The sequence below is a fragment of the Streptomyces sp. NPDC017056 genome, from assembly GCF_044332485.1.
In the GTDB taxonomy this organism is placed as follows: domain Bacteria; phylum Actinomycetota; class Actinomycetes; order Streptomycetales; family Streptomycetaceae; genus Streptomyces.
Genome location: NZ_JBIRPD010000007.1, coordinates 110,625 through 136,721 on the forward strand (window position 1 = coordinate 110,625; position 26,097 = coordinate 136,721).

Genomic DNA, 26,097 nt, shown 5'->3' on the forward strand with positions numbered 1-26,097 from the left:
CATCGACGTGAGAGAAGGTTGGTTCTCTCCTCTGCGGTTGGCCGGCGGGCCCCTCAGCCCCTCTGTTTCCGCCTCGGTGACCCGTGTGCAGCCAGCCGACCCGGTGATGTCGGGAGGTGTCGAGAGGCGGCGTTTTACTCCTCGCGCTTTGCGCCTGCGCGCCAGCTCTGCTGAACCAGCACTTTCCATGGCGGCCGTATCGAGAGCAGTCCATCGGTACGGCCGCTTTGGCGATCTGGCGATCTGGCGTGGTGGCGGGGGCGGCCAGCTAGTAGCAGGGCGATTTTCGGCCTGCCATGCGGAAGCTCGCTTCTCACTGTGCGTAGTTGAGCCGCGCTGCTTGGGTCAGGCCTTGAGGTGAGTGATTACCAACACCGGGCGTTCTTGTTATGGCGCAACGCCGCTGGCCAAGGCGCTAGTTCGGGAATGAAGCGCGCTCTCCGCTCTGGTCTTGGCATGTGCAGGCCTTCGTGTATGGTTTCGCTCGCTGTCACCCAGGGTGTTTCTTTGGTCAGCGGTTGAGTCGGTGGTTGAACGCTGCCGCGCCCCGGGACGCAGTGCCCCACCCCTCACGGCGGTGCCCGCGTGCACCGGACCCGGTCGTGCCGGATCCGGGCCGTAAGCGCCGCAGAAAGGTTTGCGCATGTCCCGAAAGCGGGTCCTGAGACCTGTCCCTCTGGCCGCGCTGGCAGGCGTAGGTGCCTGTCTGGCAGTCGTCGTCGTGCCGTCCGCGTTCGCCGGCCCGACAACCCCGGCCGGCCCGAGCGCACCGAACGGCACGTGCACGATCCGCACCGCGGAGAAGCACTCCGAGGCGCCTCCGAGCTGCCTGGGCGTCACCGCTTCGCTCGACCACCTGCCCGCCGTCGGCGAGCAGGCCACGCTCACCGTGGACGTCAAGGCCCAGGCCGACGTCAAGAACGCCGGGCTGTCCGTCCAACTGCCGCCCGCGCTCCGAATAGCCGGCAAGGACGCCGGCCTCGCCGCGCCCACGACGGACACCTTCGGCCAGCGCACCAGCCAGAAGCTCGCCCTCACCCCCGGCACCCGCAGCGTCAAGGTCAAGGTCGAGGCCGTCGCCGCCGGGCCCGCCCAGATCCAGGCGGACATCAGCGACATCGACCATCCCGACCCGCGCCGCGCCGGACACGACTCGGTGGAACTCACCGTCGGCACGTCCAAGGGCTCCTCCGACGAGGGTGTCTCGGTCTCCAAGGGTCGCGCCACCCGGGTCAACGGCCCAGGGCCCGGCCAGCGCCAGGCTCGCCCGGTGAACCCCAAGACCCCGGCCCCGGTCCGCGCCTCGGCTGCCTCGGCCGCGGCCTCCCCGCGCGCTGCTGCCCCGGCCGCGAGCGCCCAGACCTGCGTCGGCGGCACCTTCCGTAACCGCTTCCAGTCATCCGAGGGCGGCAGTTGGAATGGCAAGGCCAACCGGGACGAGCCGGTCAGCAACGCCAACATCATCCTGTGGGGCAAGCCGACCGCCAACGGAGCCACGCAGAAGCTCGCCACGGGGATGACCGGCAACGGCACGGGCAAGTTCAACCTCTGCTACACCCCGCGTACCTCCAGCACCTCCGTGGCCTGGGTGGAGTTCCAGTCGCAGGCCGGCCGGATGTGGTCGGTGGTCGACGCCAACGGCGGTCTCTACGCCACCACGTCGTACGCACTGAACAACATCTCGGGCAGCACCAGCCTGGGCAACGTGTACGCCAACCAGGGGCAGAGCCGCGCCTGGCACAGCTTCGACACCCTCAACAAGCTGTGGTGGAACCGTGGTTCCACGACCAACTGCTGGGCGTCCAGCCAGCAGGACGGTTACTGCACCCCGATCACCGTCCAGTGGTACCCCGGCTCGACCGACGGCACGTACTGGACCACCAGTGACGACAAGATCCACCTCGCGGACAACGACCCCGACGCGGAACACACCACCGTCCACGAGGCGGGCCACGCCCTCATGGGCAAGCTCTACAGGGGCTGGTGGCCGCGGGTGAGCAACTGCTCGCCCCACTACGTCGACCGCACCTCCTCCACCAGCTGCGGCTGGACCGAAGGCTTCGCCGACGCGGTGGCGTTCCACACCTTCAACGACACCACCTACTACTGGGGCAACGGCGCTTCCCTGAACCTCGCCAACGACCGCTCCACGAGGAACATCGACCCGGGTGACGCCTGCGAGGCGCGCGTCGCCACCGCGCTGGTCGACCTGTGGTCCCAGGTCGACGGTGGCTGGATGAAGAGCAACGCCATGATGGCCCGGAACCCGCAGTCCAGCTTCCGTGAGTACTTCGTCACCGACCGGCCCGCCTACGGCCTGGACAACGGCGCGAGGGCGCAGAGCATTCTCTACAAGCACACCATCCAGTACTGATCGGGTCTGACCAGTACTGATCAGGCTGGCTGTTTTCAGCTGCGCATTCCCATGGACCGGGCCGACTGGCGGCCCGGTCCATGGGCGTTGTGGCTGGAGCGCACTGGCGCCTGTCACCTGGGCCCTGTCATTGGCCGGGTGTCCTGTTGGCTATTCGTTTTCGATGCCGGGTCTTCCCCCCGTGGAGATCTGGTATCGAATGCGAGTACGTCTCTGCCGTCTCAGAGAACCGGGCGCCCGACCGGCTATGTCATGACAGGGCCGTAGAACCGTGGACTTCTAGAGAGGATAGGTACCTGCTCCTTTCCGGGAACGCGGGTAGGGCTGGTCCGGTGAGGGCGGCCGCGCTCAGTGACGCGGTCGTCAGATGTGCCGGCGGAAGCCCGGCGTAGTCGTAGGCGCAGGAATGCAGCGGGTCGGAGTCGGTCGGCTCCATGACGCAATTGCCGTCCCGGTCGTCCGCTTCCAACTGCTCCTCGACACGGTCGAGAAGCGCCTCCCAACGCGTGGGACCGATCCCGCCGTGTAGTGCCCGAGCAGCCTTTCGGCTGTCCTCCGCCGCGCGGCGGAGTAGATCGAAAGTGTCGTACATCCGGCCAGCCTCTCCTGGGGTAGGGGCGCATGGGCGCTCTATGCGAACCCCCGCATACAGCGCTGTTTGCTTTGTTTCTGTGCGGGTCGCTAGGACCCAACCTGGGCTCACGGGAGCGAGTCTGTGCGCAGGCTCTCTCCCGTGAGCCCGAGTAGCGGCACTAGCTCGTCACGTCGCCCAGCACCTCGTCGTGGATCGTGTCCTTGTAGGGCTCCAGCTCCTCGCGCACCCGCTTGTAGCGCCGGGCCACCGTGTGCCGGTCGATGCCGAGAGAGCGGGCGATCTCTCCCTGCTTGAGCCCCTCGACGATCGCGAGCCGGGCGACCGGGTAGAGGGTCTCGGGGAGCTTGGCGGCGAGGAACCGCTCGATGGACGCGAGGCAGTCGTCGCGGATGTGCGCCCCCTCGTCGGGCTCGACCGAGATTTCCGGTACCTCGCCCACCAGGGACAACAGGTCCCGGTCGTTGCTCCGCGCCGCGTCGGCGATGACGTCGCGCATCACCTTGCGGGCGAACGCGCGCCCGCCGTCCTGCCGGTCCATCACGAAGTCGTCCCTCGACCAGGCGCGGACGAGTTGGTACACGCAGGTCTGCACCAGGTCCTCCATCGCGTAGCCCATGCCTGCCTGGAGCACCAGGCCCTCCAGGAACGGTGCGAGACGCCCGAGTTCCGCGACCTGCTCCTTGGTCAGGCGGCGCCGGCTCGGCTCTGATTCGGGCGCGGTACGAGCCGCGGGGATCAGGCTGTGCTGCCTGTTCGGCAGGTCGTGCGGGTCCGTAGGCCCTCGAACTTCGGGGGCATTGCGCATAGGGACCAGTCCTTCCCGTGTCTCGGTCAACTCGACGCTTGACGATGCACAGTTCGCGCTTTTCACCCAGTTATGCCGCCGAGGGCGGCCCGCATGGTGCGCCTGGGGGCCGTAACTTTGGGTGAGGTGGTGGGGTGAAGTTGTTCACGGGGGCGCGCGCAGAGCCTGCCGCGAGCCCCTCCGGAAGCTCGGGGGGGCAGGTCGGCCGGGGCGGTCAGCTGAGGGTCTGGTGGATGAACAGTGCTACCGCGACTCCCACCAGAAGGGCGGCTCCGAGTAGCGGGTTGAGGAAGGCCAGGTAGGTGACCAGCCCCGCGATGATGAAGATCAGCAGAGCGCGGTGGAGTTTCTGGACGGGGTCCATGCGGTGATCTCCTGAGGTGACGGCCGGCTGCGGGGTGCGGTGACATGGCCGGCCGGGTGCCGGATGCCGCTTCGCCGGTTCACCAGAAGAAGCCGGTGGGGAGGGGGCGAGGGGCGCAGGGGTCGGGCGTGGCCGAAGTCACCCTGCGCGCTGCACCCGCTTGGGCGCCGGGATGCGGGCGATCAGTGACTGATCATCAAGGGTTGGCGTGGGCGGCGTGGGCGGCGTGGGCGGAGCGTCCGCGGGTGTGCGGCGTCTGAGGGCCGGCGGTCTCCTGGAGGCCGGGCGGCGCGTACGGGAGTGGCCCGTTCGATGCGGTGATACGTACGCGTATCGGCGTAAGTTCGCGGCATGGTGACTTCGATGGCGCGTGAGGACTACGAGCGGCGGATGGCGCGGGCGGTCCGGGCGGCGGAGGACGCGGGGCTGGCCGGGCTGATCGTGACGCCGGGGCCGGCGATGGGGTGGCTGTGCGGGTACGCCCCGCCACGTTCCAGGGGGCTGTTGACCATGCTGGTCGTCCCTGTGGGAGGGCGGCCGAAGTTGCTGGTGCCCGCGGAGGACAAGGCCGTCGCGGAGCGGGCCGCCGCTGCGGGTGCGCTGGAGTTGAGCGCGTGGGCGGAGGGCGCGGACCCGTACGGCGTGGTGGTGAAGTGGCTGTCGCAGCAGGGGCGTTACGGGGTCTCCGACATGACGTGGGCGCGTGACCTGCTGGCTTTGCAGCGGGCCGCGCCGGGAACCTCGTACATCGCGCTGACGGAGGCGCTGCCGATGCTGCGTGCGGTCAAGGACGCCTTCGAGGTGGAGCGGTTGTCGGAAGCCGCCGCGGCCTCCGACGCCACGTACGAGGCGGCCCTCGGGCTGCGCTTCGCCGGGCGGCGGGAGCGCGAGGTGGCGGCCGACGTGGCACGGCTGCTCACCGAGGGCGGGCACGACGTGGTCGCCTTCACGGTCGTCGGGTCGGGGCCCGAGGGGGCCGATCCGGGGCACGAGGCGGGCGAGCGGGTGATCGCGGACGGGGACATGGTCGTACTCCACGTCGCCGGCCTGAAGGACGGCTACTGCTCGAACACCGCGCGGACCGTGCACGTGGGACCGCCGTCGGCCGAGGAGCGCAAGGTGCACGACCTCGTACGGGAGGCGCAGCAGGCGGCCTTCGAGGCGGTACGGCCGGGGGCGGCTTGCCAGGAGATCGACCGGGCGGCCCGGAGGGTCATCAAGGCGGCGGGCTATGGGGAGTACTTCACTCACCGTACGGGGCACGGGGTCGGTGCCGTTCCACACGAGCCGCCGTACCTGGTGGAGGGCGAACAGCTGCCGCTGGCGCCGGGGATGTGCTTCTCGATCGAGCCGGGGATCTACCTTCCGGGTCGGTTCGGGGCGCGGGTCGGGGACACCGTGACGTGTACGGAGACCGGCGGGCGCTGGTTGAACGGCAGTGATCGGGCGATGGCGGTGGTGGAGTGAAGTGGGGTGGCTGGGTGCGGGTGGGGGGCGCTTAGGGGCGCGGAGGGCGCGTGCGGCAGCCCGGCCCGCCAGGGGTGACGGGCCGGGCTGCCGTACGCGCGTCGGGGGTCCGGGACCGGTCGGGGATCCGGGGCCGGCGGCTTACGGGACGAGCACGACCTTGCCCATCGTGCCGCGGTTCACCAAGGCGCGGTGCGCGGCCGCCGCTTCGCGGAGCGGGAAGCGCTGCACGTCCGGTACGAGGCGGCCGGCCGCTGCCTCCGCGAGGGACGCGGTCTCCAGGGTGCGCATCGGATTGTCGCCGCCTGCCTTGGCCATCATCACGGGACCGAGCACGTACTCGGAAGTGATGCCGCGCTCGGCCAGCTCGCCCTCGGCGAACTCCAGCGGGCCGCCCGAGGACCAGCCGAAGACGAGGTGACGGCCACCGCGGGCGAGCAGGTCGACGGCGGCGCGGCCCGGTTCGCCGCCCACGGAGTCGAAGACGATGGTGGCGCCCGGCGCCTCGCGCTCGTCCAGGAAGGCCCGTACAACAGAGGGCCAGTCGGCCTCCTTGTAGTCCACGGCGAGGTCGGCGCCGAGCTGTCGTACGCGCTCGGTCTTGGCCTGGCCGCCCGCGAGGCCGATGACGGTCGCCCCGACGTTCTTCGCGTGCTGGACGAGCAGCGAGCCGATGCCGCCGGCCGCGGCCGGGACGATCGCGATGTCGGCGGCGGTGAGTTCGGCGAAGAGCAGGACACCCATCGTGGTGCGGCCCGTGCCGATCATGGCGACGGCCTGGGCCTCGTCCAGGCGGTCGGGGATGTCGTGGAGCTTCTCGGCGTCGACGACGGCCTTCTCGGCGTAGCCGCCCGGGTTCGGGCCCAGGTGGGCGACGACCCGGCGGCCCAGCCACGCGGGGTCCGTGTCCGCGCCGAGGGCCTCGACCGTGCCGGCGACCTCACGGCCGGGAGTGGTCGGGAGGTCGGGGAGCGGGAACGGGCCGCCCTCCGTGCCCTCGCGCAGCGCCGTGTCGAGCAGGTGGACGCCGGCCGCCGCGACGGCGATGCGGACCTGGCCGGGGCCGGGGAGCGGGGTTTCGGTCTGCTCGTAACGGAGGTTCTCGGCGGGGCCGAAGGCGTGGAGGCGGATCGCGTGCATGAGTGGGCTCCTGGCGGGAGTGGTGGCCGGGTGAGGCTTGCGGTCTTCACTCTGATTCCTCAACTTTGGTTGAGGTCAAGCCGTGATCGCGGAAACCTCGGGCGGGGCGTCGGCGAGTTCGTGTGGGGGTGGTGTTTGTGCAGCTCAGGGGCGTGGTTCGGGGGATTGTCAGTGGGGTGGTTCACGATGGGTGCAGATGGCGGTGTGCGGGATCGGGCGGTACGGAAAGGCGGTGGGACGCGTGATGGAGCGGGGCGGGAAGTCGGGGCGGCCGGGGCAGACGGCACGGGCCGGTCAGGCCGTACGGGCGGTGCGGCGGCCGGCGGTGCGGTTGCCGGAGCTGCGGCCGTACCCGGGCGCGGAGTTGGAGACCGAGGGTGATTACGACGGGCTGGAGTTCGTGGACGCCGACCTGGCCGGGCAGGCGGGGCGCGGGGCGCGGTTCATGGACTGCGCGGTGCGGCGGTGCGCGCTGGACGAGACGGTGCTCAGCCGGGCGCGGTTCATCGACAGCGTGCTGGACGAGGTGCGCGGGGTCGGTACGGACCTGTCTCAGGTGTCGCTGCGGGACGTCGAGGTCCTGGACGCGCGGCTCGGCGGCGTTCAGATGCATGCGGCGGCGCTGGAGCGGGTGGTGGTGCGCGGCGGGAAGATCGACTTCCTCAATCTGCGCAAGGCGAAGCTGAAAGACGTCGCCTTCGAGGGGTGCGTGCTGGTGGAGGCGGACTTCGCCGGCGCGGAGCTGGAGCGGGTCAGCTTCGACGACTGCACGCTGTCCCGGGTGGACTTCAGCGGGGTGCGGATGCGCGAGGTCGACCTGCGCGGGGTGGCCAGGCTGGACATCGCGCGGGGGATCGACCGGCTGGCAGGAGCGGTGATCAGCGCGGCCCAGCTGATGGACCTGGCGCCGGCGTTCGCGGCGGAGATGGGCGTGCGCGTGGAGTGACGGGGCGAGGCGGGGCGGGGTGAGGCGGGCCCGGGCGGTGGCTCGGGGCCGGGTACTGGGCGGTAGCCCGAGTCGGGGGCGGAAGGGGGGAGCCGGACCGGAGACGGAGCCGGGGGTGGAGCCGGACCGGGGGGAGCCGGACCGGAGACGGAGCCGGGGGTGGAGCCGGGCCGGGTGGAGCCGGACCGGAGGGGGAGCCGGGTCGGGGACTGGGGCGGGGAGGACTGTCGTGAAGGAGGGGTGCGAGGTGCGGGTCAGACGCGGGGGAAGCGGGCCTGGAGGTCCCATACGGTCGGGTTGTCGGCGAGCCCGTCGTGCATGTCGGTGAGGTCGGCGATCAGGTCGTGCAGGAAGTCGCGGGCCTCGCGGCGCAGCGCGGAGTGCTGGAAGGTCAGCGGTGCCTCGTCGGCCGGCATCCAGTCGGCGTCGACGTCCACCCAGCCGAAGCGGCGCTCGAAGTACATCCGGTCGGCCGACTCGGTGAAGTCCAGTTCGGCGAACTGCGGTTGGGCGGCGCGGCTGCCGCGCGGGTCGCGGTCGATCCGTTCGATGATGTCGCACAGCGCCCAGGCGAAGTCCAGCACCGGCACCCAGCCCCAGGCGGTGGAGACCTCGCGGTCCTCCTTGGTGTCGGCGATATAGACGTCGCCGCAGAAGAGGTCGTACCGCAGGGCACGTACGTCGGCGGTGCGGTAGTCCGTTTGTGGCGGGTCCGGAAAGCGACGGGAGAGGGAATAGCCGAGGTCGATCACGTCTTTGATGGTGTCACGTTCGTACGTTCGGCCGCGCCTCCGCGGTCGTCGTCCAGGGCCCGTACTCGGTCGTCCGGGGCCGCCCACGGTCGTCCGAGCCGTACGCGGCCGTCCGTGTGCGCCGTACCGATCGTCCGTACGGGGGAGACATGGCGGGGTGGGGGAGATACAAGGGAGATACGGAGGGGGCGCGGGGGAAGCACGGGGGAGCCGTACGCCTTATGGCCGGTCGGCAGGCCGGTGGCCGTAGGGAAACGGGTACGTCAGCGGACGTGCCCGGAGAAGCCACGAGTCAGAGGGTGGGGATGGATCATGAAGGGTTCCATGGCCAGACGCTCGGGTGTCGCGCTGTTCGCCGCCGCGGCACTGGCGGCGGTTCCGGCGTTCGGTACGGAGGGGGCTCCGGTCGCGGCGGCGGCCGCACCTGCGGCGGGGGCCGCGGGAGCAGGGGAGGGAGGCGCCGCGCAGGCCGGGAGTGAGCACGGCGGCCGTGCGCACGGCAGCGGGAAGGAGTGGCGAGGCGGCTGGGCGGCCTCGCCGCAGGCGCCGCACGCGGTGATCCCCAACTGGTCGACGCAGGGCTTCGCCCGCCAAACGGTCCGGCAGGTCGTGCGGGTCAGTACCGGCGGCGCCAAGGCCCGGATCGAACTGACCAACAGGTACGGCCGTACGCCGCTGACGGTGACCGGCGCGACCCTCGCCCGCGCGGGCAAGGGGGCGGCCGTGCATAACGGTTCCGTACGGGACCTGCTCTTCGGTGGAAAGCGGTCGGTGACCGTGCCAGCGGGCGGCGAGGTGCGCAGCGACGGGCTGCCGATGAAGGTACGGGCACTGGAGTCCCTGACCGTGACGCTGTACCTGGCGGGGCCGACCGGGCCGGCCACGTTCCACCAAGCGGCCCTGGCCACGTCCTACCGGGCGGCCGGTGACCACCGGTCGGACACCGGGGCCGCCGCGTTCACGGAGAAGTCCGTGTCCTGGTACTACCTGTCGGGCGTCGAGGTCTCCGGAGGCAAGGACGCCGCACGCCGGAGCGCGGTGGTGGCCTTCGGCGACTCCATCACCGACGGCTACGGCTCCTCCGTCGACACGAACCGCCGGTATCCGGACGTACTGGCGGAGCGCTTCGTGGCCGAGGGGCGTCCGCGCAGCGTGCTCAACCAGGGCATCGGCGGCAACCGGGTCACCGTGGACTCGATCTGGGCCGGGGAGAAGGGCGTCGCCCGCTTCCGGCACGACGCGCTCGGCGAGCCGAACGTGGGCACGGTCATCGTGCTGGAGGGCATCAACGACATCGGCGCCAGCGCCTCGCCGAACTGGCCCGACGGCTGGGCCCCCGACGTGTCGGCCGCCCAGCTCGTCAAAGGCCACCGGGAGCTGATCCGGCAGGCGCGCGCCGCGGGGGTCAAGGTGATCGGTGCGACCGTGACGCCGTTCAAGGGCGCGGCGTACTACACCGAGCGTGGTGAGGCCAAGCGCGACGCGCTCAACGACTGGATACGCACCTCCGGTGAGTACGACGAGGTCATCGACCTGGACCGGGCCCTGTCCGACCCGGCCGACCGGGACCGGCTGGCACCGGCGTACGACAGCGGCGACCACCTGCACCCGAGCGACGCCGGGTACCGGGCGATGGCCGCGGCGGTGGATCTCGACGAGCTCTGAGGCCAGGTCGCCGGGAACGCGGGCCGCTCCGGACTCTCCGCCGAAACGCCGCGCAAGGTCGAAAGACTGCGCAAGGCCGAAACGCTGCACAGGTCCGAGACGCTGCGCAAGACCGAGACGGAGGACGGAGGACGGAGCACGGAGGAGCGCGGAGTGCGGTCTGACATAGCCGGACGGCGGTCCCGCACGCGCCCAAGCCGCCGCCCCCGGCCAGCACCGCGCCCACAAGCCGTCACGGCACCCCACCCACCGCCCCGACCAGCACCCCACCCCCCCAACAGCACCGCACCCCACCCTCCCCCCAACAGCACCGCGCCCCACCGAGATGAGGCTTTCGGTGGGGCGCGGCGGGGAGACGTCCAGGACGGGAGGCGGGCCGCTCAGGTGCGTGCGGGCCGTGTCCTTGGGGTCGCTTTGGATCAGACGTTGACGCCGAAGTCCTTGGCGATGCCGACGAGGCCGGAGGCGTAGCCCTGGCCGACGGCGCGGAACTTCCACTCGGCGCCGTTGCGGTACAGCTCGCCGAAGACCATGGCGGTCTCGGTCGCCGCGTCCTCGCTCAGGTCGTAGCGGGCGATCTCGGCGCCGCCGGCCTGGTTGACGATGCGGATGAACGCGTTGCGCACCTGGCCGAAGTTCTGGCTGCGGTTCTCGGCGTCGTAGATCGAGACCGGGAAGACGATCTTGTCGATGTCGGCCGGGAGGGCGGCCAGGTTGACCTTGATCTGCTCGTCGTCGCCTTCGCCCTCACCGGTGACGTTGTCACCGGTGTGCTCGATGGACTGGTCCGGCGTGACCTTGTTGTTGAAGAAGACGAAGTGCTGGTCCGAGTAGACCTTGCCGCTGGTGTTGACGGCGATGGCGCTCGCGTCGAGGTCGAAGTCCGTGCCGGTGGTGGTGCGGACGTCCCAGCCGAGGCCGACCGTGACGGCGGTCAGGCCCGGTGCCTCCTTGGTGAGCGAGACGTTGCCGCCCTTGGACAGGCTTACAGCCATGGGGATGTCCCTTTCCTCGTCGAATCGTCGGGCTCCGTACTGCGGACGAAGCTACCGTCACCCTGCTAAACGCGATGAGGGGACCGTCGGGTTCCAGCTCCTTTTACTTTCTTTGCCAATCTCTGATGCCGGGTGGCCGCGCGGGGCGAGAGGGGCAAGGGGGGCGGCAGTGGCGGCCGGGCAAAAGAAGGTGACGCGGGCGGGGGGACGCGGGATCATAGGGGCATGTCAGGGCCTTATGTCATCCGCGGTGCGGTCGCTCTTCCGGAGGCCGAGCTCGTGTGGCGGTTCACGCGTTCCTCGGGCCCCGGCGGTCAGCACGTCAACACCTCGGACAGCCAGGTGGAGTTGCGCTTCGACGTGGCGGGCACCGAGGCGCTGCCGGAGGTGTGGAAGGAGCGGGCGCTCGCGCGGCTGGCCGAGCGTGGTCGGCTGCTGAACGGCGGCGTGGTGTCCGTACGGGCCTCCGAGCACCGTTCGCAGTGGCGCAACCGGGAGACCGCCGCCGTGCGGCTCGCCGCGCTCCTCGCGGAGGTGACCGCGCCGCCGCCCAAGCCGCGGCGCAAAAGCCGCGTTCCGCGGGGCATCAACGAGCGCCGGCTGCGGGAGAAGAAGCAGCGCGGCGACACGAAGCGCGGCCGCTCCGGCCGCGACTGGATGTGAGCCCGGTCCCGGAAGGCTGGACATGAACCAGCCCGCCGCTCCCGCCCCTCCCGCCCCTCCCGCCCAGGGGCCTCTCCGCGGTCAGCCCCTGGCCCGCACCTCCCTCACCCCACGTGCCGGTACTTCCCCCGGAAGTACAGCAGCGGGCCTCCGTCGCCGGCCGGGATGCCCGCCGACAGGACCCGGCCGATCACCAGCGTGTGGTCGCCCGCCACGACGCGCTGTTCCGTACGGCATTCCAGGCGGGCCAGTGCGCCGCCGATCAGCGGTGCTCCGGACTCTTCGCCCCGTTCGGTGGGAATGTCTTCGAAGAGCAGTCGGTCGCTGATGCGGTTCTTCATGGCGAACCGGCCCGCAATGTTCCGCTGCCCCTCCGCCAGCACCGAAACCGCCCATAGCGGCTGTCGCTCCAGGAGGTCGTCCATCCGGGAGTCGTTGCGAACGCTCACCATCACCAGGGGCGGTTCGAGCGATACGGACAGGAAGGCGGTGGCGGTCATGCCCACGTCCTCGCCGCGCGGTCCGTCCTCCGGATCGTGCGCGGTGATCAGTACGACTCCGGCGGCGAGCCGGGACAGGGCGGCGCGGAACTCCTCGTCACTCACCCCTCCAGGATGGGGGATCGCGCCGTTACCGGGCGCGGAGAGTGGCGCGACGGGCGCGGCGGAGCGATCGCCTGGCGTGGTGGCGGAGGTTTTCGTGAACACGCCATGAACGCTAACGGGGCGCGTGGGCGGCCCGCATCGGGCCCGGGGACCAGACGCGCCCTAGGTCCGGCGGCCGAGGCTGCCCTTGCGTCCCAATTTGCGTTCAGGAATTGTAGAAGTGCCTCCAGCGGCCCTCCCGCGAAGATCATCAAGTGGCCGCCACGCTCTGTGACTTGAGTCACAGCAGCCAGTAATTGTTGACCCTGTGTACCGAGTGAACAGCTCACTGTGATTCAGTGGCCGTGGCAATCGGACGACACAGAATCCTGGAGTTGCTGTCGAGGTCTCGGGGAGAGCGAGCGATGGAGACCGAGTCGGAGCCATACGTCCGTCTTGCGACCCTGCGGCAGCTGCACCAAGTGGTCGCCGAGCTGAACACCGCACGCAGCCTTGCAGACACCCTGCAGACCGTCGCCGACGGAGTGATCACCGGGCTCGGGTACGAGCTGGCCGCGGTCAACCTCGTACGGCCGGACGGTGACCTCGTCGTCGCCGCGGTCGCCGGCAGCGCCGGTGCCGAGGCCCTGATGGCGGGCCGGGTCGGCTCGCGCGCCTCCTGGGACCGCCGGTTGAGCATGGGCGAGCGCTGGGGCGGCCTGTGCTTCATCCCGCACACCGAGGGCTGGGTGCTGGACGACGACGATGTGCCGCAGTGGCACACCGCCGGACCCGAACCGCGCTTCCCCGACGAGTGGCACCCGATGGACCGCCTCTTCGCGCCCATGTACGCGGCCGCGAACGGCGGCGGCGAACTGCTCGGCGTGATCTCCGTCGACAAGCCGCGCAACGGCCGCCGTCCCGGGGCGTGGGGGCGGGAAGCCCTCCAGATGTACGCGTTCCAGTCCGCCATCGCGATCGGCAACGCCCGGCTGCGCGCCAACATGCAGCGCGCGCTGGTGCGCCTGGAGCGCGAGCAGCAGGCGCTGCGGGCCAGTGAGGAGAGCTTCCGGCAGGCGTTCGACTACGCGCCGAGCGGTATGGCAATCGCTGAAATGGGTGGTGACCAGCACGGACGGTTGCACCGTACGAATGACGCGCTGTGCCGGCTGCTGGGGCGCCCGGCGTCCGCCATGCGCCGCTACTCCTTCTCCGACCTCGTCCACCCCGAGGACATCGGCACCCTGCTGCGCACGTCCGCCGAGGGCGGGCGCGCCGAACTGCGCCTGGCCCGCCGCGACGGCACGTACGTGTGGGTCTCGCTGCGCAACTCCGTCGTCGCCGACACCGCCGACGGCCCGCGCTTCCTGCTCACCCACGTCGAGGACATCGAGGAGCGCAAGCGCCACGAGTTGCAGCTCGCGCACCGTGCCAGCCACGACCAGCTGACCGGCCTGCCCAACGCCGCCGAGCTGCGCGCCCGGCTCGGCGCCCGGCTGTGTTCGCGGCCGCCGGGTTCGGAGGCGGACGCGTACGCCTCCGCCGCGTCCGCCGCCTCGGTCGCCGCCTTCCAGGAGGCGCACGGCTTCCGGTCCGACGGCCCGGAGGTCTTCGACGCGTACGACACCGCCGACGGCCCGGAACGGGTGCCGGCGGGCCCGTACGACCACCACGTGCACGTGATCGCGCCGTCGGACGGGCCGGAGGACGACGGGGCCAAGGGCCTCGCGGTCCTCTTCTGCGACCTGGACGGCTTCAAGTCCATCAACGACCGCTTCGGGCACCACACGGGTGACGCGGTGCTCATCGAGGTGGCCCGCAGGCTGACGGGCGGCGTCCGGGACGGCGACACGGTCGCCAGGCTCGGGGGTGACGAGTTCGTGGTGCTCGCGGACGGACTCGGCAAGGCCGACGCGCAGGACCTCGCGGTCCGGCTGCGCAACGGCATCGTCCCGCCGATCCGGGTGGACGGCCGGGCGGTGCGGGTCGGCGCCAGTTTCGGCATCGGCTGGGCGGCCTGCGGGATGTCGGCCGAGGAAGTCCTGCAATCCGCCGACCAGCGGATGTACGTCGAGAAGCGGTCCCGCTCGAAGGCGAACCGGCGCGCGGGCTGACCGGGCGCGCCGACGTGCTCCGACGCGCCGAGCCGCGCGCCGGACCGGGTCGCCGCGGCGCCCGTACCGCACCCGCGCCGTGCCTGCGGGGCGCGTATCCGTAGCGATCCTGTGGCGGTTCCGCGACGGCGTGGCATCCCTCGAACGGGGTAGGCTGCGCCGATGCGGCGCGGCGCCGCCGAGGGCCGAAGATCAGTACAGCCAACTCGTACAGACCGCTGGGAGTGACACGGAATGACGGCCGGCAACAACGGCGCGGGCACGCCCGAGGACGACGACCCGTTCGCCCACCTCTACCGCTCCGAAGGCGGCGAGAACGGCGCACAGGGCGCGGCGGGCAACGGCTCGGCGGCGCGTCGGCCGGGTGTACCGCGGGCCTCGTACAACCAGGTGCGCGCGGTCGGCGAGCGGCAGTACGGGCAGCGGCAGTACGGCCAGCAGCAGGTTCCCGCCCAGCAGCCCTACGGGCAGCAGAACCAGCAGCCGTACGGGCAGCAGAACGCGCACTACGCGGCCCCCGAGACGCTTCCGGGCGGCGACAACGCGCGGCAGGGCCCGCCCCCCGGCCACGGGCACGGCGGTGCGCCCCGCCGCAACCACAAGGGCCTGCTGATCGGCGCGGTCGCGGTCGTCGCGGTGGTCTGCATCGGTATCGGCGTGGCGATGCTCACCAACAAGAACGGCGACAAGAAGGACGAGGCGGGCGCCGACCCGACCCCGACGGCCGGCGAGTCCGTCAAGCCCAGCGAGACGCCGTCCGGCAAGCCGTCGCAGGGCCCGCTGCCCAAGGAGGCCGCGGCGTCGCTCTCGCTCAGCCCGGAGGCGAGCACGGACAAGTCGGTGCCGGGCGCCAAGGCGGCGGACGGCGCGTATGTGTCGCTGAACAAGGTCGGCGCCTCCGCCACCTGGTCGGTCGACGTCCCCAAGAGCGGTGACTACACGCTGCTCATCGACTACGGCGTGCCGGGCAAGGACGCGAAGACCACGCTCGGGGTGAACGGGGGCAAGAGCGACAAGATCAACATGTCGAACTTCGCCCATGCCTCCGAGGGCGCTTGGGACAAGGGCTGGACGACCACTTTCCGGTGGATCAACCTCAACAAGGGCACCAACACGATCAAGATCTCCTGCGAGCAAGGCGACCAGTGCGAGGTCAACCTCGACCGGGTCTTCCTCAAGGCGGGGCACGTCAAGCGCTGACCGAAGGCACCGCCGCGCCGCCCCCAGGCGCCGCCGGGCGGAGGCGGGTTCTCACCCCGCCGCGGAGTGCTCCGTGACCGTGACGTGGTCCAGCAGCCCTTCGTAGGTCGGGCGGTCGAACTCGCCTGCCGCCGGGGCCCGTACCGTGGCGGCCGACAGGGCCACCGCGCGGGCCAGGCGGGCCGGCCAGGGGAGGTCTTCGACGAGGCCGGAGAGCAGCCCGGCCACCGCGGAGTCGCCGGCGCCGGTCGGGTTGCCGGCGATGCGTTCGGGCGGGGCGGCCTGCCAGGCGCCGTCCGAGGTGACCACGAGCATGCCCTCGGCGCCCAGCGAGGCGGCGACCGTGTGGGCGCCGCGGCGCCGCGCGTCGCGGGCCGCGCGCAGGGGCTCGGTGGAGCCGGTGAGGGCGGCCAGTTCGTCCGCGTTGGGCTTGGCGAGGTCGGGGCGGGCGGCGAGGCCGCGGCGCAGCGGTTCGCCGCTGGTGTCCAGGAGTACGGGCACGCCGGCCGTGTGGGCGGCGCGGGTCAGCCGCGCGTAGACGTCGACGGGGACGCCCGGCGGGAGGCTGCCGCACAGCGCCACCGCCCGCGCGCCGGACAGCAGTTCGCGGTAGGTGGCGGTGAACGCGTCCCATTCGGCGGGCGTCACGATCGGGCCCGGCTCGTTGAGCTGCGTGGTGTCGCCGGTGGAGGCGTCCACGACGGCGACGGTGCGCCGGGTCGCGCCGCCGACCGGGACCAGTGCGTCCGTCACCTCCGTCTCCTGCGCGAGCAGTGCGCGCAGCGCGTCGCCGGTGCCGCCGCCCGCGAAGCCGGTGGCGACCGTCTCGTGGCCGAGCGCGGTGAGCACCCTGGCGACGTTGAGCCCCTTGCCGCCGGGGCGTTCGGAGACCTCGGTGACACGGTGGGTGGAGTGCGGCTGGAGCCGGGGCACGCGGTAGGTGATGTCGAGGGCGGCGTTCAGCGTGACCGTGAGGATCATGTTCCCCCTCCCCGGAACGTACGTGGGCAAACGGCGGTACTCCGGGCCTGCGGCCGGTGTACCCGTGCGGGACGGACAGGTGCGCGGGTGCGCGAGTGCGCAGCGATCATGCCATCGCGAACGGCGGTTGGCCCAGCCCTTGGGCCAACCGCCGCACGGTCGGTACCGGCCCGGCGGCGCCGAACCGGCCATGTGCCACGCGGAGCGCGGCCTGCTCACCCGTCCCGCCGGTGCCCCGCCGTACGCCCTGTGGGCGCGTCGGGCGGTCACCCGCGGGACCTCCTCACACTCCCTGCGGCCGCACCACCCAAGCGCCCCGCCGTACCACGCCCACCAGGTCGTACGACGCGTCCAGAATGACCAGGTCCGCGTCCTTGCCCGCCGAGATCGAGCCGGTGCGGCCGTCGATGCCGAGCAGCCGGGCCGGGTTTCCGGACAGGGCCCGTACGGCCTGGGCGACGGTCAGCCCGTCGATGGTGAGCGCGCGCTTGAAGGCGCGGTCGAGGGTGAGCGTGGAGCCCGCGATGGAGCCGGCGGTCGGCCCGCCGCTGATGCGGGCGACGCCGTCCTTGACCTCGACGGTCATCGGGCCGAGCGGGTACATGCCGTCGTCCATGCCGGCCGCGCCCATCGCGTCCGTGATGAAGGCGACCCGGTCGGCGCCCGCGTCCCGGAAGGCCATCTCCAGGACGGCGGGGTGCAGGTGCGTACCGTCGTTGATCAGCTCGACGGTGATCCGCTCGTCCTCCAGGAGCGCGGCGATCGGCCCCGGCGCGCGGTGCCCCAGCGGCGGCATCGCGTTGAACAGGTGGGTGGCGACGGTCGCGCCCGCGTCGATGGCCTCGCGGGTCGCGTCGTACGAGGAGTCGGTGTGGCCGATGGCGGCGATCACGCCGGTGTCCGCGAGCAGCCGTACGGATTCCAGGCCGCCGGGCAACTCGGGCGCCAGGGTCATCATCTTCGCGGTGCCGCGCGCGGCGTCGACGAGCTTGCGCACGTCCGCCGGGTCGGGGTCGCGCAGCAGGCCGGGCTGGTGGGCGCCGCAGCGGTGCGGGGAGATGAACGGGCCCTCGAAGTGGATGCCGTCCAGGTCGCCCTGTTCGACCAGTTCGGACAGGACGGCGGCCTGCCGGGCCAGGTCGTCCAGGTCGCCGGTGACGGTCGAGGCGAGGAGGGAGGTGGTGCCGCGCTGCCGGTGGGTGCGGACCGCCGTCAGGCACTCCTCGGGGTCGGCGGACGAGAAGGAGCCGCCGCCACCGCCGTGTACGTGCATGTCGACGAAGCCGGGGACGACGAGGTGGCCGGCCAGGTCGACGACCTGGTCGCCGGGGGCCGGGGCGGCCGCACCGGCGGCGTCCGCCGCGTCGGTGATACGGGTGCCCTCGAAGGCCACCACACCCGCGTCGGCCACGCCGGACGGCAGGGCGACGCGGGCGCCGGTCAGGACGGTCCGTCGGGGGCTCGGGGCGCTGTCCCCGGACTGTTGCAGCGGCATCAGGCAGTTACCTCCGTGGAGAGAAGATCCCAGGCGAGCAGACCTGCGCCCAGGCAGCCGGCGGCGTCCCCGAGCGCCGCCGGAACGATGAGGGGGAGCCGCTGGAAGGTCACCCGCTCGCGGACCGCTTCCCGCAGCGGCTCGAACAGCGTGTCGCCCGCCTCGGCGAGCCCGCCGCCGATGATCAGTGTGTGCGGGTCGAGCAGGGTGAGCGAGGTGACCAGGCCGTCGGCGAGCGCGGCCACCGCGTCCTGCCACACGGCCCGGGCCCGTACGTCGCCGGACTCGACGGCCTTGGCGGCGTCCGCCGCGGTGGCCTGCGGGTCGTCGCAGGCCGCGGCCCACGCGCGGCCCACGGCGGCGGCCGAGGCCAGCGTCTCCAGGCAGCCGCGCTGCCCGCAGCCGCACGCGGGTCCGCCGGGCCGTACGACGATGTGGCCGATCTCGCCCGCGCTGCCGTGCGCGCCCGCCTCGATGCGGCCTTCAATGCCGATCGCGCCCGCGATGCCGGTGCCGAGGGGCACGAACAGGAAGCGGTCGGCGCCGCGGCCGGCGCCGATGCGGCCTTCGGCCAGGCCGCCGGTGCGTACGTCGTGGCCGAGGGCGACGGGGGCGCCGCCCAGGCGCTCGGACAGCAGGTCGCGCAGGGGGATGTCGCGCCAGCCCAGGTTGGCGGCGTAGACGGCGATGCCCTGTGTGTCGTCGACGATGCCGGGTACGGCGACGCCAGCCGCGGCCGCCGGGGCGCCGAACCGCCGCAGCCCGGTGTCGCGCAGTTCCTCGGCGAAGTCCAGGATCGAGGCGACGACGGCTTCGGGGCCGCGTTCGCGGCCGGTGGGGCGCCGTGCCTCGTACAGCAGCGTGCCGTCCGCGCTTGCCAGGGCGGCTTTCATTCCGGTGCCGCCCACATCGAGGGCGATGACGTGTCTCACGGGAACAGTTTCGCGCGAGTCGCCTTGAAAGGTCTAGTCCACTCGCGGGGACGGCGTGGTTCCGCTCCGATCGGCCGTCACCGCGCCGCTGTGACCTGTGTGTGACAGGTGATACGCAAGCGATATGAGGGGTGGTGTAGACCTTGTGTAGGTAAACGGGGGAGACTCGTCGTTCATGCCGGTTGAGGGCGGGCCCCTGAAGCCTCGGGGCATTCCCCGGCAAGCACGGAACATTCGGGACAAAAGGCGGTAACGGCAGTGCAGCGGCGGTACTTGAGCCTGGCAGCAGCGGGACTCACCACGGCCATGACGCTCTCTTTGTCCGCCTGCGGCAGCGGCGCGGGCGACGGCGGCGACGTCACGCTCAAGCTCATCGCGGCGGACTACGGCGACAACGAGGCGAACTCCTCCCAGCACTACTGGGACAAGCTCGTCAAGGACTTCGAGAAGCAGAACCCCGGCATCAAGGTCGACGTCTCGGTCTACAGCTGGAAGGACGTCGACAAGAAGGTCGAAGACCTGGTCAAGGCCGGCAAGGCACCGGACATGGCGCAGATCGGCGCGTACGCGGACTACGCCGCCGAAGGCAAGCTCTACGGAGCCGACCAGCTGCTCAGCATCCCCGTCCAGGCCGACTTCGTGCCCGCCCTCGCGCAGGCGGGGGAGTACCAGCGCCGCCAGTACGGCATGCCCTTCGGCGCCAGCACCCGCCGCCTCTTCTACAACAAGAAGCTCTTCGCCGAGGCCGGCATCACCGACCCGCCGCAGAGCTGGGCGGATATCGCGGCGGACGCGGCCAAGCTCAAGGCCAAGGGCGTGAAGATGCCGTACGCGCTGCCGTTCGGCCCGGAGGAGACGCAGGCCGAGACGCTGATGTGGATGCTCAGCGGCGGCGGCAGCTACACCGACAGCATCGGCAAGTACACGATCGACTCGCCGGAGAACGTCAAGACCTTCGAATGGCTGAAGAAGGACCTGGTCGCCCCGGGCCTGACCGGCACCGACCCGGCCAAGCTCAACCGCCAGGACGCCTTCAACGCCTTCGCGGCCGGCGAGGTCGGCATGCTCAACGGCCACCCCACCCTGATGAAGCAGGCCGAGGCCAAGGGCGTCGACTACGGCACCGTCGACCTGCCGGGCGTCTCCGGCAAGGCCAAGGCGACCATGGGCGTCGCCGACTGGATGACGGCGTTCAAGCAGGGCGGCCACCGCAGCCAGGTCGGCAAGTTCCTGGACTTCGTCTACAACGAGAAGAACGTCATGGACTTCTCCGGCGGCTACGGCCTGCTGCCCGTCACCACCTCCGGCTCGCAGGCGATGCTCGCCGACAAGAAGTACGCCAAGCTGCACAGCTTCCTGCGCCAGCTGGACAACGCCGAGTTCTACCCCGCCAACAAGACCTCCTGGCCGCTGGTCAGCAAGACCGTCAAGGCGAAGATGGGCACCGCGGTGGGCCCGAACGGCAACCCGGCCGGCGTGCTCAGCGACATGCAGAACACCGCGAACGAGGCGGACAACACCGCCAAGTGAGCGGCCGCACGGCGGGCGGGCGCGGCACGGGATTGTCGTACCCCGGCCTTATCGTGGACGCGTGATGACAAGTGACGGCACCGACGGCGGCACCGGGGGCGGTGGCATAGGGGCACTGTCCGCGCAGGACGAGGCGGTGCTCGGTGTCGAGCGCCGCTCCTGGCCGCGGCAGGGCGTCAAGGAGCGGGTCATCCGCGAGCGGCTCGGCATCTCGCCGACCCGCTACTACCAGCTGCTGAACGCGCTGCTGGACGACCCGCGAGCGCTCGCCCACGACCCGGTCACGGTCAACCGGCTGCGCCGCGTCCGCGAGGCCCGGCGCGGCCGCCGCTGACCCGGCCCCGTACGGCGGCGACGGCGCGGGCCGCCGATGCCCCGTACCCCCGGCACGCGCCCGCGGCCGACCGGTAATCTCGTCGCCATGGGCAGCCCCCCGAACTCCTTGCCGACGCCGGCCACCGACGCCGGGCGCGACGGTCTCGCCGCGCTGCTGGACCGGCCGGACCGAGCCGTGATCGCTCTCGACTACGACGGCACGCTCGCCGACATCGTGCCCGACCCCGAAAAAGCCCGCGCCCACCCCGGCGCCGTGGCGGCGCTCGCCCGCCTGGCGCCGCTGCTCGGCGCGCTGGTGGTCGTCACCGGCCGCCCGGCCGGCGTCGCGGTCCGCCTCGGCGGCTTCGCGGGCGCGGCAGGGCTGGAACGGCTCGTCGTCCTGGGCGGCTACGGCGCCGAGCGCTGGGACGCGGCCACCGGCACCGTACGGGCCCCCGCGCCGCCCCCCGGCGTCGCCGCCGTACAGGCCGAACTCCCCGGCGTACTGGACAAACTCGGCGCCTGGCACGCCTCCTGGGTGGAGGACAAGGGCCGCGCCATCGCCGTGCACACCCGCCGCGCCGAGGACCCGCAGGCCGCCTACGACCTGCTGCGCGGGCCCCTGTACGCACTCGCCGAGCGGCACGGCCTGATCGTCGAGCCGGGCCGGTACGTCCTCGAACTGCGCCCGCCCGGCATGGACAAGGGTGTCGCGCTCGCCGACTTCGTCCGCGAGACCGGCGCCGGCACCGTCCTGTACGGGGGCGACGACCTCGGCGACCTCGCGGCCTACTCCGCCGTGGACAAGCTGCGCTCGGACGGCCTGGCCGGCGTGCTGGTGTGCAGCGGCAGCGCGGAGGTGGCCGAGCTGGCCGACCGCGCGGACCTCGTCGTCGACGGGCCGCCCGGCGTCGTCGCGCTGCTCGGCGCCCTCGCGGACCGGCTGGGGGCACCGCCCGCCTGAGGGCCCGGCGCCGCTACCGCTCCAGCGCCCGCAGCTGCTGGAGGAACCAGCGGTCCGGCGGCAGCGCGGTGGCGGCAGCGGCCAGCCGCTTCGTGCGCTCCGCCCGCTCGCCGCCTTCCATGGACAGCGCCTCGTGGAGGGCGCGGGCGGTGCCCGTGACGTCGTACGGATTGACGCAGACCGCGTCCTCGCCCAGCTCCGCGTAGGCCCCGGCCTCGCGGGAGAGCACCAGCGCGCAGCCCGCCTCCGAGATCACCGGGACCTCCTTGGCGACCAGGTTCATGCCGTCCCTGATCGGGTTGACCAGCGCCACGTCGGCGATCCTGTAGGCGGCCAGCGACCGCGCGAAGTCGTCCTTCACGTGCAGCACGACCGGCTGCCAGCCCGGCGTGCCGAACTCGGCGTTGATCTCCTCGGCCAGCCGCCCGACCTCGTCCGTGTAAGCGCGGTAGACCGCCAGGTCCTGCCGGGAGGGATAGGCGAACGCGACGTGCACGACGCGCTCGCGCCACTCGGGGCGCCCGGCCAGCAGCGCCCGGTACGCCTGGAGGCCGCGCACGATGTTCTTGGACAGCTCGGTACGGTCCACCCGCACGATCGTCTTGCGGTCCGGGCCGCCGATCTGCTCGCGCAGCGCCGCCAGCCGCTCGTCCACGTCGGGCCGGTGCGCCCGCTCCCGCAGGAACTCCGCGTCGGCGCCCAGGCCGTGCACCCCGAGCCGGGTCGTACGGCCCTCGTAGGTGACGCTCGGCTCCCCGCCCTCGCGCGTGACCTCGGCGCCCAGCACCGCCGCACAGCAGTCCGCGAACGCCTCGGCCCAGCGCCGGGTCAGGAACGCGGCCCGGTCGCCGCCCAGGATGCCGCGCAGCACCGCCTCGGCCACGTCGTCCGGCAGCATCCGGAAGTAGTCGGCCGGCGCCCACGGCGTGTGCGAGAAGTGCCCGATGCGCAGGTCGGGGCGGCGGGCGCGGAGCAGGCCCGGCACCAGCGTCAGGTGGTAGTCCTGCACGAGGACGGCGGCGCCCGGCGCGGCCTCGTCGGCGAGCGCGTCGGCGAACGCGGCGTTGTAGCGCTCGTACGCCGCCCACTGGGCCCGGAAACCGTCGTCGAAGGCGGGTTCCAGCGGCGTTTGGTAGAGCATGTGGTGGACGAACCAGAGCACCGAGTTCGCGATGCCGTTGTAGGCGTCGCCGAAGACGTCGGCGGGAATGTCCAGCATCCGTACGTGCTGGCCGCCCGTGTCGGCGGTGTCCAGGTGACCGCCGCTGCGCCGGGCCGCCTCCCGGTCACCGTCGCCCAGGGCGGCGCACACCCACACCGCGCCGGCGTCGGGCCCGATGGCGGAGAGCCCGGAGACCAGCCCGCCGCCGCCCCGTTTGGCGGTCAGCGCGCCGTCGTCCCCCTTCGAGTAAGACACCGGGCCGCGGTTGGACGCGACGAGAACCTGGGCACCAGAACGCTCGGAGACCATGTTGCGAGACTAGCCCGCCACCGAACCGCTCAAACGTGCCAAGGCCAGGCGGAACGCCGCGCATTCCGCGGCGCCCGGAAGCTCCGCTCAGGCCGCGCGGCGCGCCGCGTACTCCGGTATCTCCGCCATCGGCGGGCGCTCCTCGGTGTCCACGTCCCAGGTGCGCGGCACGAAACCGGTCTCGCCGCGCTCGAACTGGGTCAGCCGCGGGCGCACCAGGTGGCCCCTGGCCAGCCGCAGCTGCGCGGTGCGGTAGATCGCCGCCGCCATCCTGCCGAGCGCCTGGCCGCTCTGGTGGCGGTGCTTGCGTACGCCGACGTCGACCTGGGCCAGCGCGTCCAGCCCGGCCGTGTGCAGCGCGTCCACCAGCAGGCCCAGCTCCACGCCGTAGCCCACCGGGAACGGCAGCCGCTCCAGCAGCGACCGGCGGGCCGCGTACTCCCCGCCCAGCGGCTGCACGAACCCGGCGAGCTGCGGCCAGTGCAGGTTCAGCAGCGGCCGGGCGACCAGCTCGGTGACCCGGCCGCCCTGCCCGGCCGCCTCGCCCAGCGGACGGTCGTACATGCCCTTGACGAACTGCACCTCCGGGTCGGTCAGCAGCGGGCCGACGATCCCGGAGACGAAACCGGCGTCGAACTCGCGCAGGTCCGCGTCGACGAAGCACACGAGGTCGCCGCCGGTGGCCAGCAGGGAGCGCCACAGCACCTCGCCCTTGCCGGGCAGCGCGGGCAGCCTCGGCAGCACCTCGTCCCGGTGGACGACCCGCGCCCCGGCCTCGGCCGCGACCTTGGCCGTGCCGTCCGTGGAACCGGAGTCCAGCACCACCAGCTCGTCGACCAGCGGCACCGACGGCGTCATCAGCTCCGTACGGATCGCCTCGACGATCGCGCCGACCGTCGCCTCCTCGTCGAGCGCCGGCAGCACGACGGAGACCGTCTGCCCGGTCTCGCGCTTGGCGGCCAGCAGCCGGTCGAGCGGGCGGTCGGCGGCCGACCAGGACCGGCCGGCCAGCCAGCGCTCCACCTCTTGCAGCACCTGCGCGTCTCCTTCGTTCCCGGACCAGCGATGTGATCCATCTCGCGGTGCGGACGGCTGTCTCAACCGCCCATCCCTTCGGCTACAGTCTTGAACAACGCGATCGTCCCGGACATGCCGGGGTCGCCGCGACAAACGCCTGGGCCACGGCCCAGCGCCATACCGCTCATCCAGAGGGGCAGAGGGATACGGCCCGTTGAAGCCCCGGCAACCCTCCAGCCGGTCTCCGTCGCCGCGCGTCACGTGCGGCCCGCGAGGCTCCCGGCTAGGGAAGGTGCCAATTCCGTCTCGTGGCGAGATGCGCCGCGAGGAAGATGAGGAGAAAGGGCCTCGCCTCCATGGCTGTGCAATCCGTTGAGAGCACCACTTCCGCCACCGTTTCCCTGGGCCCGGCCGTCGCGCTGTCCTGCCGCGAGTGCGGTGAGCGCTTCGACCTCGGACCGATCTTCGCGTGCGCCGTCTGTTTCGGGCCGCTGGAAGTGGCGTACGACCTGCCGACGGGCGACCCCGAGGGCCTGCGCAAGCGCATCGAGGCCGGCCCGAACAGCATCTGGCGGTACGCGCCGCTGCTGCCCGTCCCGGCCGACGTCGCGGACAAGCCCAACCTGAACCCCGGCCTGACCAAGCTGGTCAAGGCCGACAACCTGGCCCGCGAGCTGGGCGTCACCGGCGGCCTGTACGTCAAGGACGACTCCGGCAACCCGACGCACTCCTTCAAGGACCGCGTCGTCGCCATCGCCGTCGAGGCCGCCCGCGCCTTCGGCTTCACCACGCTGTCCTGCTCCTCCACCGGCAACCTCGCGGGCGCGGTCGGCGCCGCGGCGGCCCGCGCCGGCTTCCGCTCCTGCGTCTTCATCCCGCACGACCTGGAGGCGGGCAAGGTCGTCATGGCCGCGGTGTACGGCGGCGAGCTGGTCGGCATCGAGGGCAACTACGACGACGTCAACCGCTTCTGCTCGGAGCTGATCGGCGACCCGCTCGGCGAGGGCTGGGGCTTCGTCAACGTGAACCTCCGCCCGTACTACGGCGAGGGTTCCAAGACGCTCGCCTACGAGATCTGCGAACAGCTCGGCTGGCGGCTGCCGGACCAGATCGTCATCCCGATCGCCTCCGGCTCCCAGCTCACGAAGATCGACAAGGGGCTGAAGGAGCTGATCGCGCTCGGCCTGGTCGAGGACAAGCCGTACAAGATCTTCGGCGCCCAGGCCGAGGGCTGTTCGCCGGTCTCCACGGCCTTCAAGGCGGGCCACGACGTCGTACGGCCGCAGAAGCCGGACACCATCGCCAAGTCGCTGGCCATCGGCAACCCGGCCGACGGCCCGTACGTGCTCGACATCGCCCGCCGCACCGGCGGCGCCGTCGAGGACGTCGACGACGCGCAGGTGGTCGACGCGATCAAGCTGCTGGCCCGTACGGAGGGCATCTTCGCCGAGACCGCCGGCGGGGTGACCGTGGGCGTCACGAAGAAGCTGATCGAGGACGGCCTGCTCGACCCGGCGCTGACCACCGTCGTGCTGAACACCGGCGACGGGCTCAAGACGCTCGACGCCGTCGCGCCGACGACCGGGCCCACGGCCACGATCCGGCCGAGCCTGGACGCGTTCCGCGCCGCCGGCCTGGCCGGCTGACCTCCCGTACCCGCCGGTACACCACGACACGCCGAGGCGAGCCCCCGCACGCGTCCCCGGGCGCCGGTGCGCCCTTACCCGC

Annotated in this window: 22 protein-coding genes and 1 riboswitch; of the genes, 11 read left to right on the forward strand and 11 right to left on the reverse strand. The window is 72.0% G+C overall.

Annotated elements, in window-relative coordinates; all coding sequences use genetic code 11:
• Nucleotides 1-643 precede the first annotated feature (643 nt).
• Nucleotides 644-2,374 carry a mycolysin gene (locus ACH4OW_RS14850; RefSeq protein WP_398027840.1) on the forward strand — a complete coding sequence of 577 codons (1,731 nt, stop codon included), beginning with the start codon at nt 644-646 and terminating at the stop codon, nt 2,372-2,374.
• Between the two features lie 752 nt (nt 2,375-3,126).
• Here ACH4OW_RS14850 and ACH4OW_RS14855 read toward each other — a convergent pair.
• Together ACH4OW_RS14855 and ACH4OW_RS14860 are read right to left on the reverse strand one after the other, a co-directional pair.
• Nucleotides 3,127-3,774 carry a sigma-70 family RNA polymerase sigma factor gene (locus ACH4OW_RS14855; protein WP_398027842.1) on the reverse strand — a complete coding sequence of 216 codons (648 nt, stop codon included), beginning with the start codon at nt 3,772-3,774 and terminating at the stop codon, nt 3,127-3,129.
• A 214-nt stretch (nt 3,775-3,988) separates the two neighbouring features.
• On the reverse strand, nt 3,989-4,138 hold the full coding sequence (locus tag ACH4OW_RS14860; protein WP_398027844.1) for a hypothetical protein: 150 nt from the start codon (nt 4,136-4,138) through the stop codon (nt 3,989-3,991).
• A gap of 351 nt (nt 4,139-4,489) precedes the next feature.
• On the opposite strand from ACH4OW_RS14860, the gene ACH4OW_RS14865 reads away from it, so the two are divergent.
• A complete protein-coding gene (locus ACH4OW_RS14865) occupies nt 4,490-5,605 on the forward strand; it encodes a M24 family metallopeptidase (RefSeq protein ID WP_398027846.1) in 1,116 nt (371 codons plus the stop codon).
• 141 nt (nt 5,606-5,746) lie between these two features.
• On the opposite strand, the gene ACH4OW_RS14870 is transcribed toward ACH4OW_RS14865, so the two are convergent.
• The gene (locus ACH4OW_RS14870; RefSeq protein WP_398027848.1) at nt 5,747-6,745 is read right to left on the reverse strand and encodes a zinc-binding dehydrogenase; all 999 of its coding nucleotides are present in this window, start codon (nt 6,743-6,745) and stop codon (nt 5,747-5,749) included.
• A gap of 244 nt (nt 6,746-6,989) precedes the next feature.
• On the opposite strand from ACH4OW_RS14870, the gene ACH4OW_RS14875 reads away from it, so the two are divergent.
• The gene (locus ACH4OW_RS14875) at nt 6,990-7,691 is read left to right on the forward strand and encodes a pentapeptide repeat-containing protein (RefSeq protein ID WP_398028217.1); all 702 of its coding nucleotides are present in this window, start codon (nt 6,990-6,992) and stop codon (nt 7,689-7,691) included.
• A 254-nt stretch (nt 7,692-7,945) separates the two neighbouring features.
• Here the strand turns inward: ACH4OW_RS14875 and ACH4OW_RS14880 are convergent, their stop codons facing one another.
• Complete coding sequence (locus tag ACH4OW_RS14880) at nt 7,946-8,443, reverse strand: hypothetical protein (protein ID WP_398027849.1); 498 nt, start codon at nt 8,441-8,443, stop codon at nt 7,946-7,948.
• Between the two features lie 324 nt (nt 8,444-8,767).
• On the opposite strand from ACH4OW_RS14880, the gene ACH4OW_RS14885 reads away from it, so the two are divergent.
• Nucleotides 8,768-10,108, forward strand: a complete 1,341-nt coding sequence (locus tag ACH4OW_RS14885) for an SGNH/GDSL hydrolase family protein (protein ID WP_398027851.1) — start codon at nt 8,768-8,770, stop codon at nt 10,106-10,108.
• Nucleotides 10,109-10,527: 419 nt separating this feature from the next.
• Here ACH4OW_RS14885 and ACH4OW_RS14890 read toward each other — a convergent pair whose 3' ends face one another.
• Entirely contained in the window at nt 10,528-11,103 is a 576-nt protein-coding gene (locus ACH4OW_RS14890; RefSeq protein WP_030022317.1) for a TerD family protein, read from the reverse strand.
• Between the two features lie 225 nt (nt 11,104-11,328).
• Between ACH4OW_RS14890 and arfB the strand changes: the two genes are divergently transcribed.
• Nucleotides 11,329-11,766 (forward strand): alternative ribosome rescue aminoacyl-tRNA hydrolase ArfB, encoded by a 438-nt coding sequence (arfB, locus tag ACH4OW_RS14895; protein WP_360125732.1) that lies wholly within the window; start codon nt 11,329-11,331, stop codon nt 11,764-11,766.
• A gap of 104 nt (nt 11,767-11,870) precedes the next feature.
• Here the strand turns inward: arfB and ACH4OW_RS14900 are convergent, their stop codons facing one another.
• Nucleotides 11,871-12,473: a flavin reductase family protein gene (locus ACH4OW_RS14900; protein ID WP_398027854.1), complete on the reverse strand. Its 603-nt coding sequence runs from the start codon at nt 12,471-12,473 to the stop codon at nt 11,871-11,873.
• Between the two features lie 302 nt (nt 12,474-12,775).
• Here ACH4OW_RS14900 and cdgB point away from each other — a divergent pair, with 302 nt between their 5' ends.
• Nucleotides 12,776-14,464: a diguanylate cyclase CdgB gene (gene cdgB / locus ACH4OW_RS14905; protein WP_360125736.1), complete on the forward strand. Its 1,689-nt coding sequence runs from the start codon at nt 12,776-12,778 to the stop codon at nt 14,462-14,464.
• Nucleotides 14,465-14,698: 234 nt separating this feature from the next.
• Nucleotides 14,699-15,664 carry a carbohydrate-binding protein gene (locus ACH4OW_RS14910; RefSeq protein WP_398027856.1) on the forward strand — a complete coding sequence of 322 codons (966 nt, stop codon included), beginning with the start codon at nt 14,699-14,701 and terminating at the stop codon, nt 15,662-15,664.
• Nucleotides 15,665-15,715: 51 nt separating this feature from the next.
• Here the strand turns inward: ACH4OW_RS14910 and ACH4OW_RS14915 are convergent, their stop codons facing one another.
• The 3 genes from ACH4OW_RS14915 to ACH4OW_RS14925 form a co-directional block, all read right to left on the reverse strand.
• Nucleotides 15,716-16,645: a 1-phosphofructokinase family hexose kinase gene (locus tag ACH4OW_RS14915; RefSeq protein ID WP_360125739.1), complete on the reverse strand. Its 930-nt coding sequence runs from the start codon at nt 16,643-16,645 to the stop codon at nt 15,716-15,718.
• A gap of 283 nt (nt 16,646-16,928) precedes the next feature.
• On the reverse strand, nt 16,929-18,140 hold the full coding sequence (nagA, locus tag ACH4OW_RS14920) for an N-acetylglucosamine-6-phosphate deacetylase (protein WP_398027859.1): 1,212 nt from the start codon (nt 18,138-18,140) through the stop codon (nt 16,929-16,931).
• On the reverse strand, nt 18,140-19,072 hold the full coding sequence (locus ACH4OW_RS14925; protein ID WP_398027861.1) for an ROK family protein: 933 nt from the start codon (nt 19,070-19,072) through the stop codon (nt 18,140-18,142). The genes nagA and ACH4OW_RS14925 overlap by 1 nt, the downstream gene beginning before the upstream one ends.
• Nucleotides 19,073-19,330: 258 nt before the next feature.
• Between ACH4OW_RS14925 and ACH4OW_RS14930 the strand changes: the two genes are divergently transcribed.
• The 3 genes from ACH4OW_RS14930 to otsB all read left to right on the forward strand — a co-directional run bounded on the left by ACH4OW_RS14930 (nt 19,331) and on the right by otsB (nt 21,881).
• On the forward strand, nt 19,331-20,602 hold the full coding sequence (locus ACH4OW_RS14930; RefSeq protein WP_398027863.1) for an extracellular solute-binding protein: 1,272 nt from the start codon (nt 19,331-19,333) through the stop codon (nt 20,600-20,602).
• A gap of 64 nt (nt 20,603-20,666) precedes the next feature.
• Nucleotides 20,667-20,936: a DUF3263 domain-containing protein gene (locus ACH4OW_RS14935; RefSeq protein ID WP_360126017.1), complete on the forward strand. Its 270-nt coding sequence runs from the start codon at nt 20,667-20,669 to the stop codon at nt 20,934-20,936.
• An 87-nt stretch (nt 20,937-21,023) separates the two neighbouring features.
• Nucleotides 21,024-21,881 (forward strand): trehalose-phosphatase, encoded by an 858-nt coding sequence (otsB, locus tag ACH4OW_RS14940; protein ID WP_398027865.1) that lies wholly within the window; start codon nt 21,024-21,026, stop codon nt 21,879-21,881.
• 13 nt (nt 21,882-21,894) lie between these two features.
• Here otsB and ACH4OW_RS14945 read toward each other — a convergent pair whose 3' ends face one another.
• Nucleotides 21,895-23,352 carry a trehalose-6-phosphate synthase gene (locus ACH4OW_RS14945; protein WP_360125748.1) on the reverse strand — a complete coding sequence of 486 codons (1,458 nt, stop codon included), beginning with the start codon at nt 23,350-23,352 and terminating at the stop codon, nt 21,895-21,897.
• Nucleotides 23,353-23,439: 87 nt separating this feature from the next.
• On the reverse strand, nt 23,440-24,387 hold the full coding sequence (locus ACH4OW_RS14950) for a glucosyl-3-phosphoglycerate synthase (RefSeq protein ID WP_360125750.1): 948 nt from the start codon (nt 24,385-24,387) through the stop codon (nt 23,440-23,442).
• Nucleotides 24,388-24,550: 163 nt separating this feature from the next.
• A riboswitch (SAM riboswitch) is annotated at nt 24,551-24,708 on the forward strand.
• Nucleotides 24,709-24,725: 17 nt separating this feature from the next.
• Between ACH4OW_RS14950 and thrC the strand changes: the two genes are divergently transcribed.
• Nucleotides 24,726-26,015, forward strand: a complete 1,290-nt coding sequence (gene thrC, locus ACH4OW_RS14955) for a threonine synthase (RefSeq protein ID WP_360125752.1) — start codon at nt 24,726-24,728, stop codon at nt 26,013-26,015.
• The last annotated feature ends 82 nt before the right edge of the window (nt 26,016-26,097 follow it).

Excerpts from the sequence above, each read along its gene's own strand:
- ACH4OW_RS14890 (WP_030022317.1), bottom strand. The coding sequence starts at position 11,103 with ATGGCTGTAAGCCTGTCCAAGGGCGGCAACGTCTCGCTCACCAAGGAG.
- arfB (WP_360125732.1), top strand. The coding sequence starts at position 11,329 with ATGTCAGGGCCTTATGTCATCCGCGGTGCGGTCGCTCTTCCGGAGGCC.
- ACH4OW_RS14915 (WP_360125739.1), bottom strand. The coding sequence starts at position 16,645 with ATGATCCTCACGGTCACGCTGAACGCCGCCCTCGACATCACCTACCGC.
- ACH4OW_RS14875 (WP_398028217.1), top strand. The coding sequence starts at position 6,990 with ATGGAGCGGGGCGGGAAGTCGGGGCGGCCGGGGCAGACGGCACGGGCC.
- ACH4OW_RS14870 (WP_398027848.1), bottom strand. The coding sequence starts at position 6,745 with ATGCACGCGATCCGCCTCCACGCCTTCGGCCCCGCCGAGAACCTCCGT.
- ACH4OW_RS14865 (WP_398027846.1), top strand. The coding sequence starts at position 4,490 with ATGGTGACTTCGATGGCGCGTGAGGACTACGAGCGGCGGATGGCGCGG.
- ACH4OW_RS14855 (WP_398027842.1), bottom strand. The coding sequence starts at position 3,774 with ATGCGCAATGCCCCCGAAGTTCGAGGGCCTACGGACCCGCACGACCTG.
- thrC (WP_360125752.1), top strand. The coding sequence starts at position 24,726 with ATGGCTGTGCAATCCGTTGAGAGCACCACTTCCGCCACCGTTTCCCTG.
- otsB (WP_398027865.1), top strand. The coding sequence starts at position 21,024 with ATGGGCAGCCCCCCGAACTCCTTGCCGACGCCGGCCACCGACGCCGGG.
- ACH4OW_RS14945 (WP_360125748.1), bottom strand. The coding sequence starts at position 23,352 with ATGGTCTCCGAGCGTTCTGGTGCCCAGGTTCTCGTCGCGTCCAACCGC.
- ACH4OW_RS14860 (WP_398027844.1), bottom strand. The coding sequence starts at position 4,138 with ATGGACCCCGTCCAGAAACTCCACCGCGCTCTGCTGATCTTCATCATC.
- ACH4OW_RS14935 (WP_360126017.1), top strand. The coding sequence starts at position 20,667 with ATGACAAGTGACGGCACCGACGGCGGCACCGGGGGCGGTGGCATAGGG.
- ACH4OW_RS14885 (WP_398027851.1), top strand. The coding sequence starts at position 8,768 with ATGGCCAGACGCTCGGGTGTCGCGCTGTTCGCCGCCGCGGCACTGGCG.
- nagA (WP_398027859.1), bottom strand. The coding sequence starts at position 18,140 with ATGCCGCTGCAACAGTCCGGGGACAGCGCCCCGAGCCCCCGACGGACC.
- ACH4OW_RS14910 (WP_398027856.1), top strand. The coding sequence starts at position 14,699 with ATGACGGCCGGCAACAACGGCGCGGGCACGCCCGAGGACGACGACCCG.
- cdgB (WP_360125736.1), top strand. The coding sequence starts at position 12,776 with ATGGAGACCGAGTCGGAGCCATACGTCCGTCTTGCGACCCTGCGGCAG.
- ACH4OW_RS14850 (WP_398027840.1), top strand. The coding sequence starts at position 644 with ATGTCCCGAAAGCGGGTCCTGAGACCTGTCCCTCTGGCCGCGCTGGCA.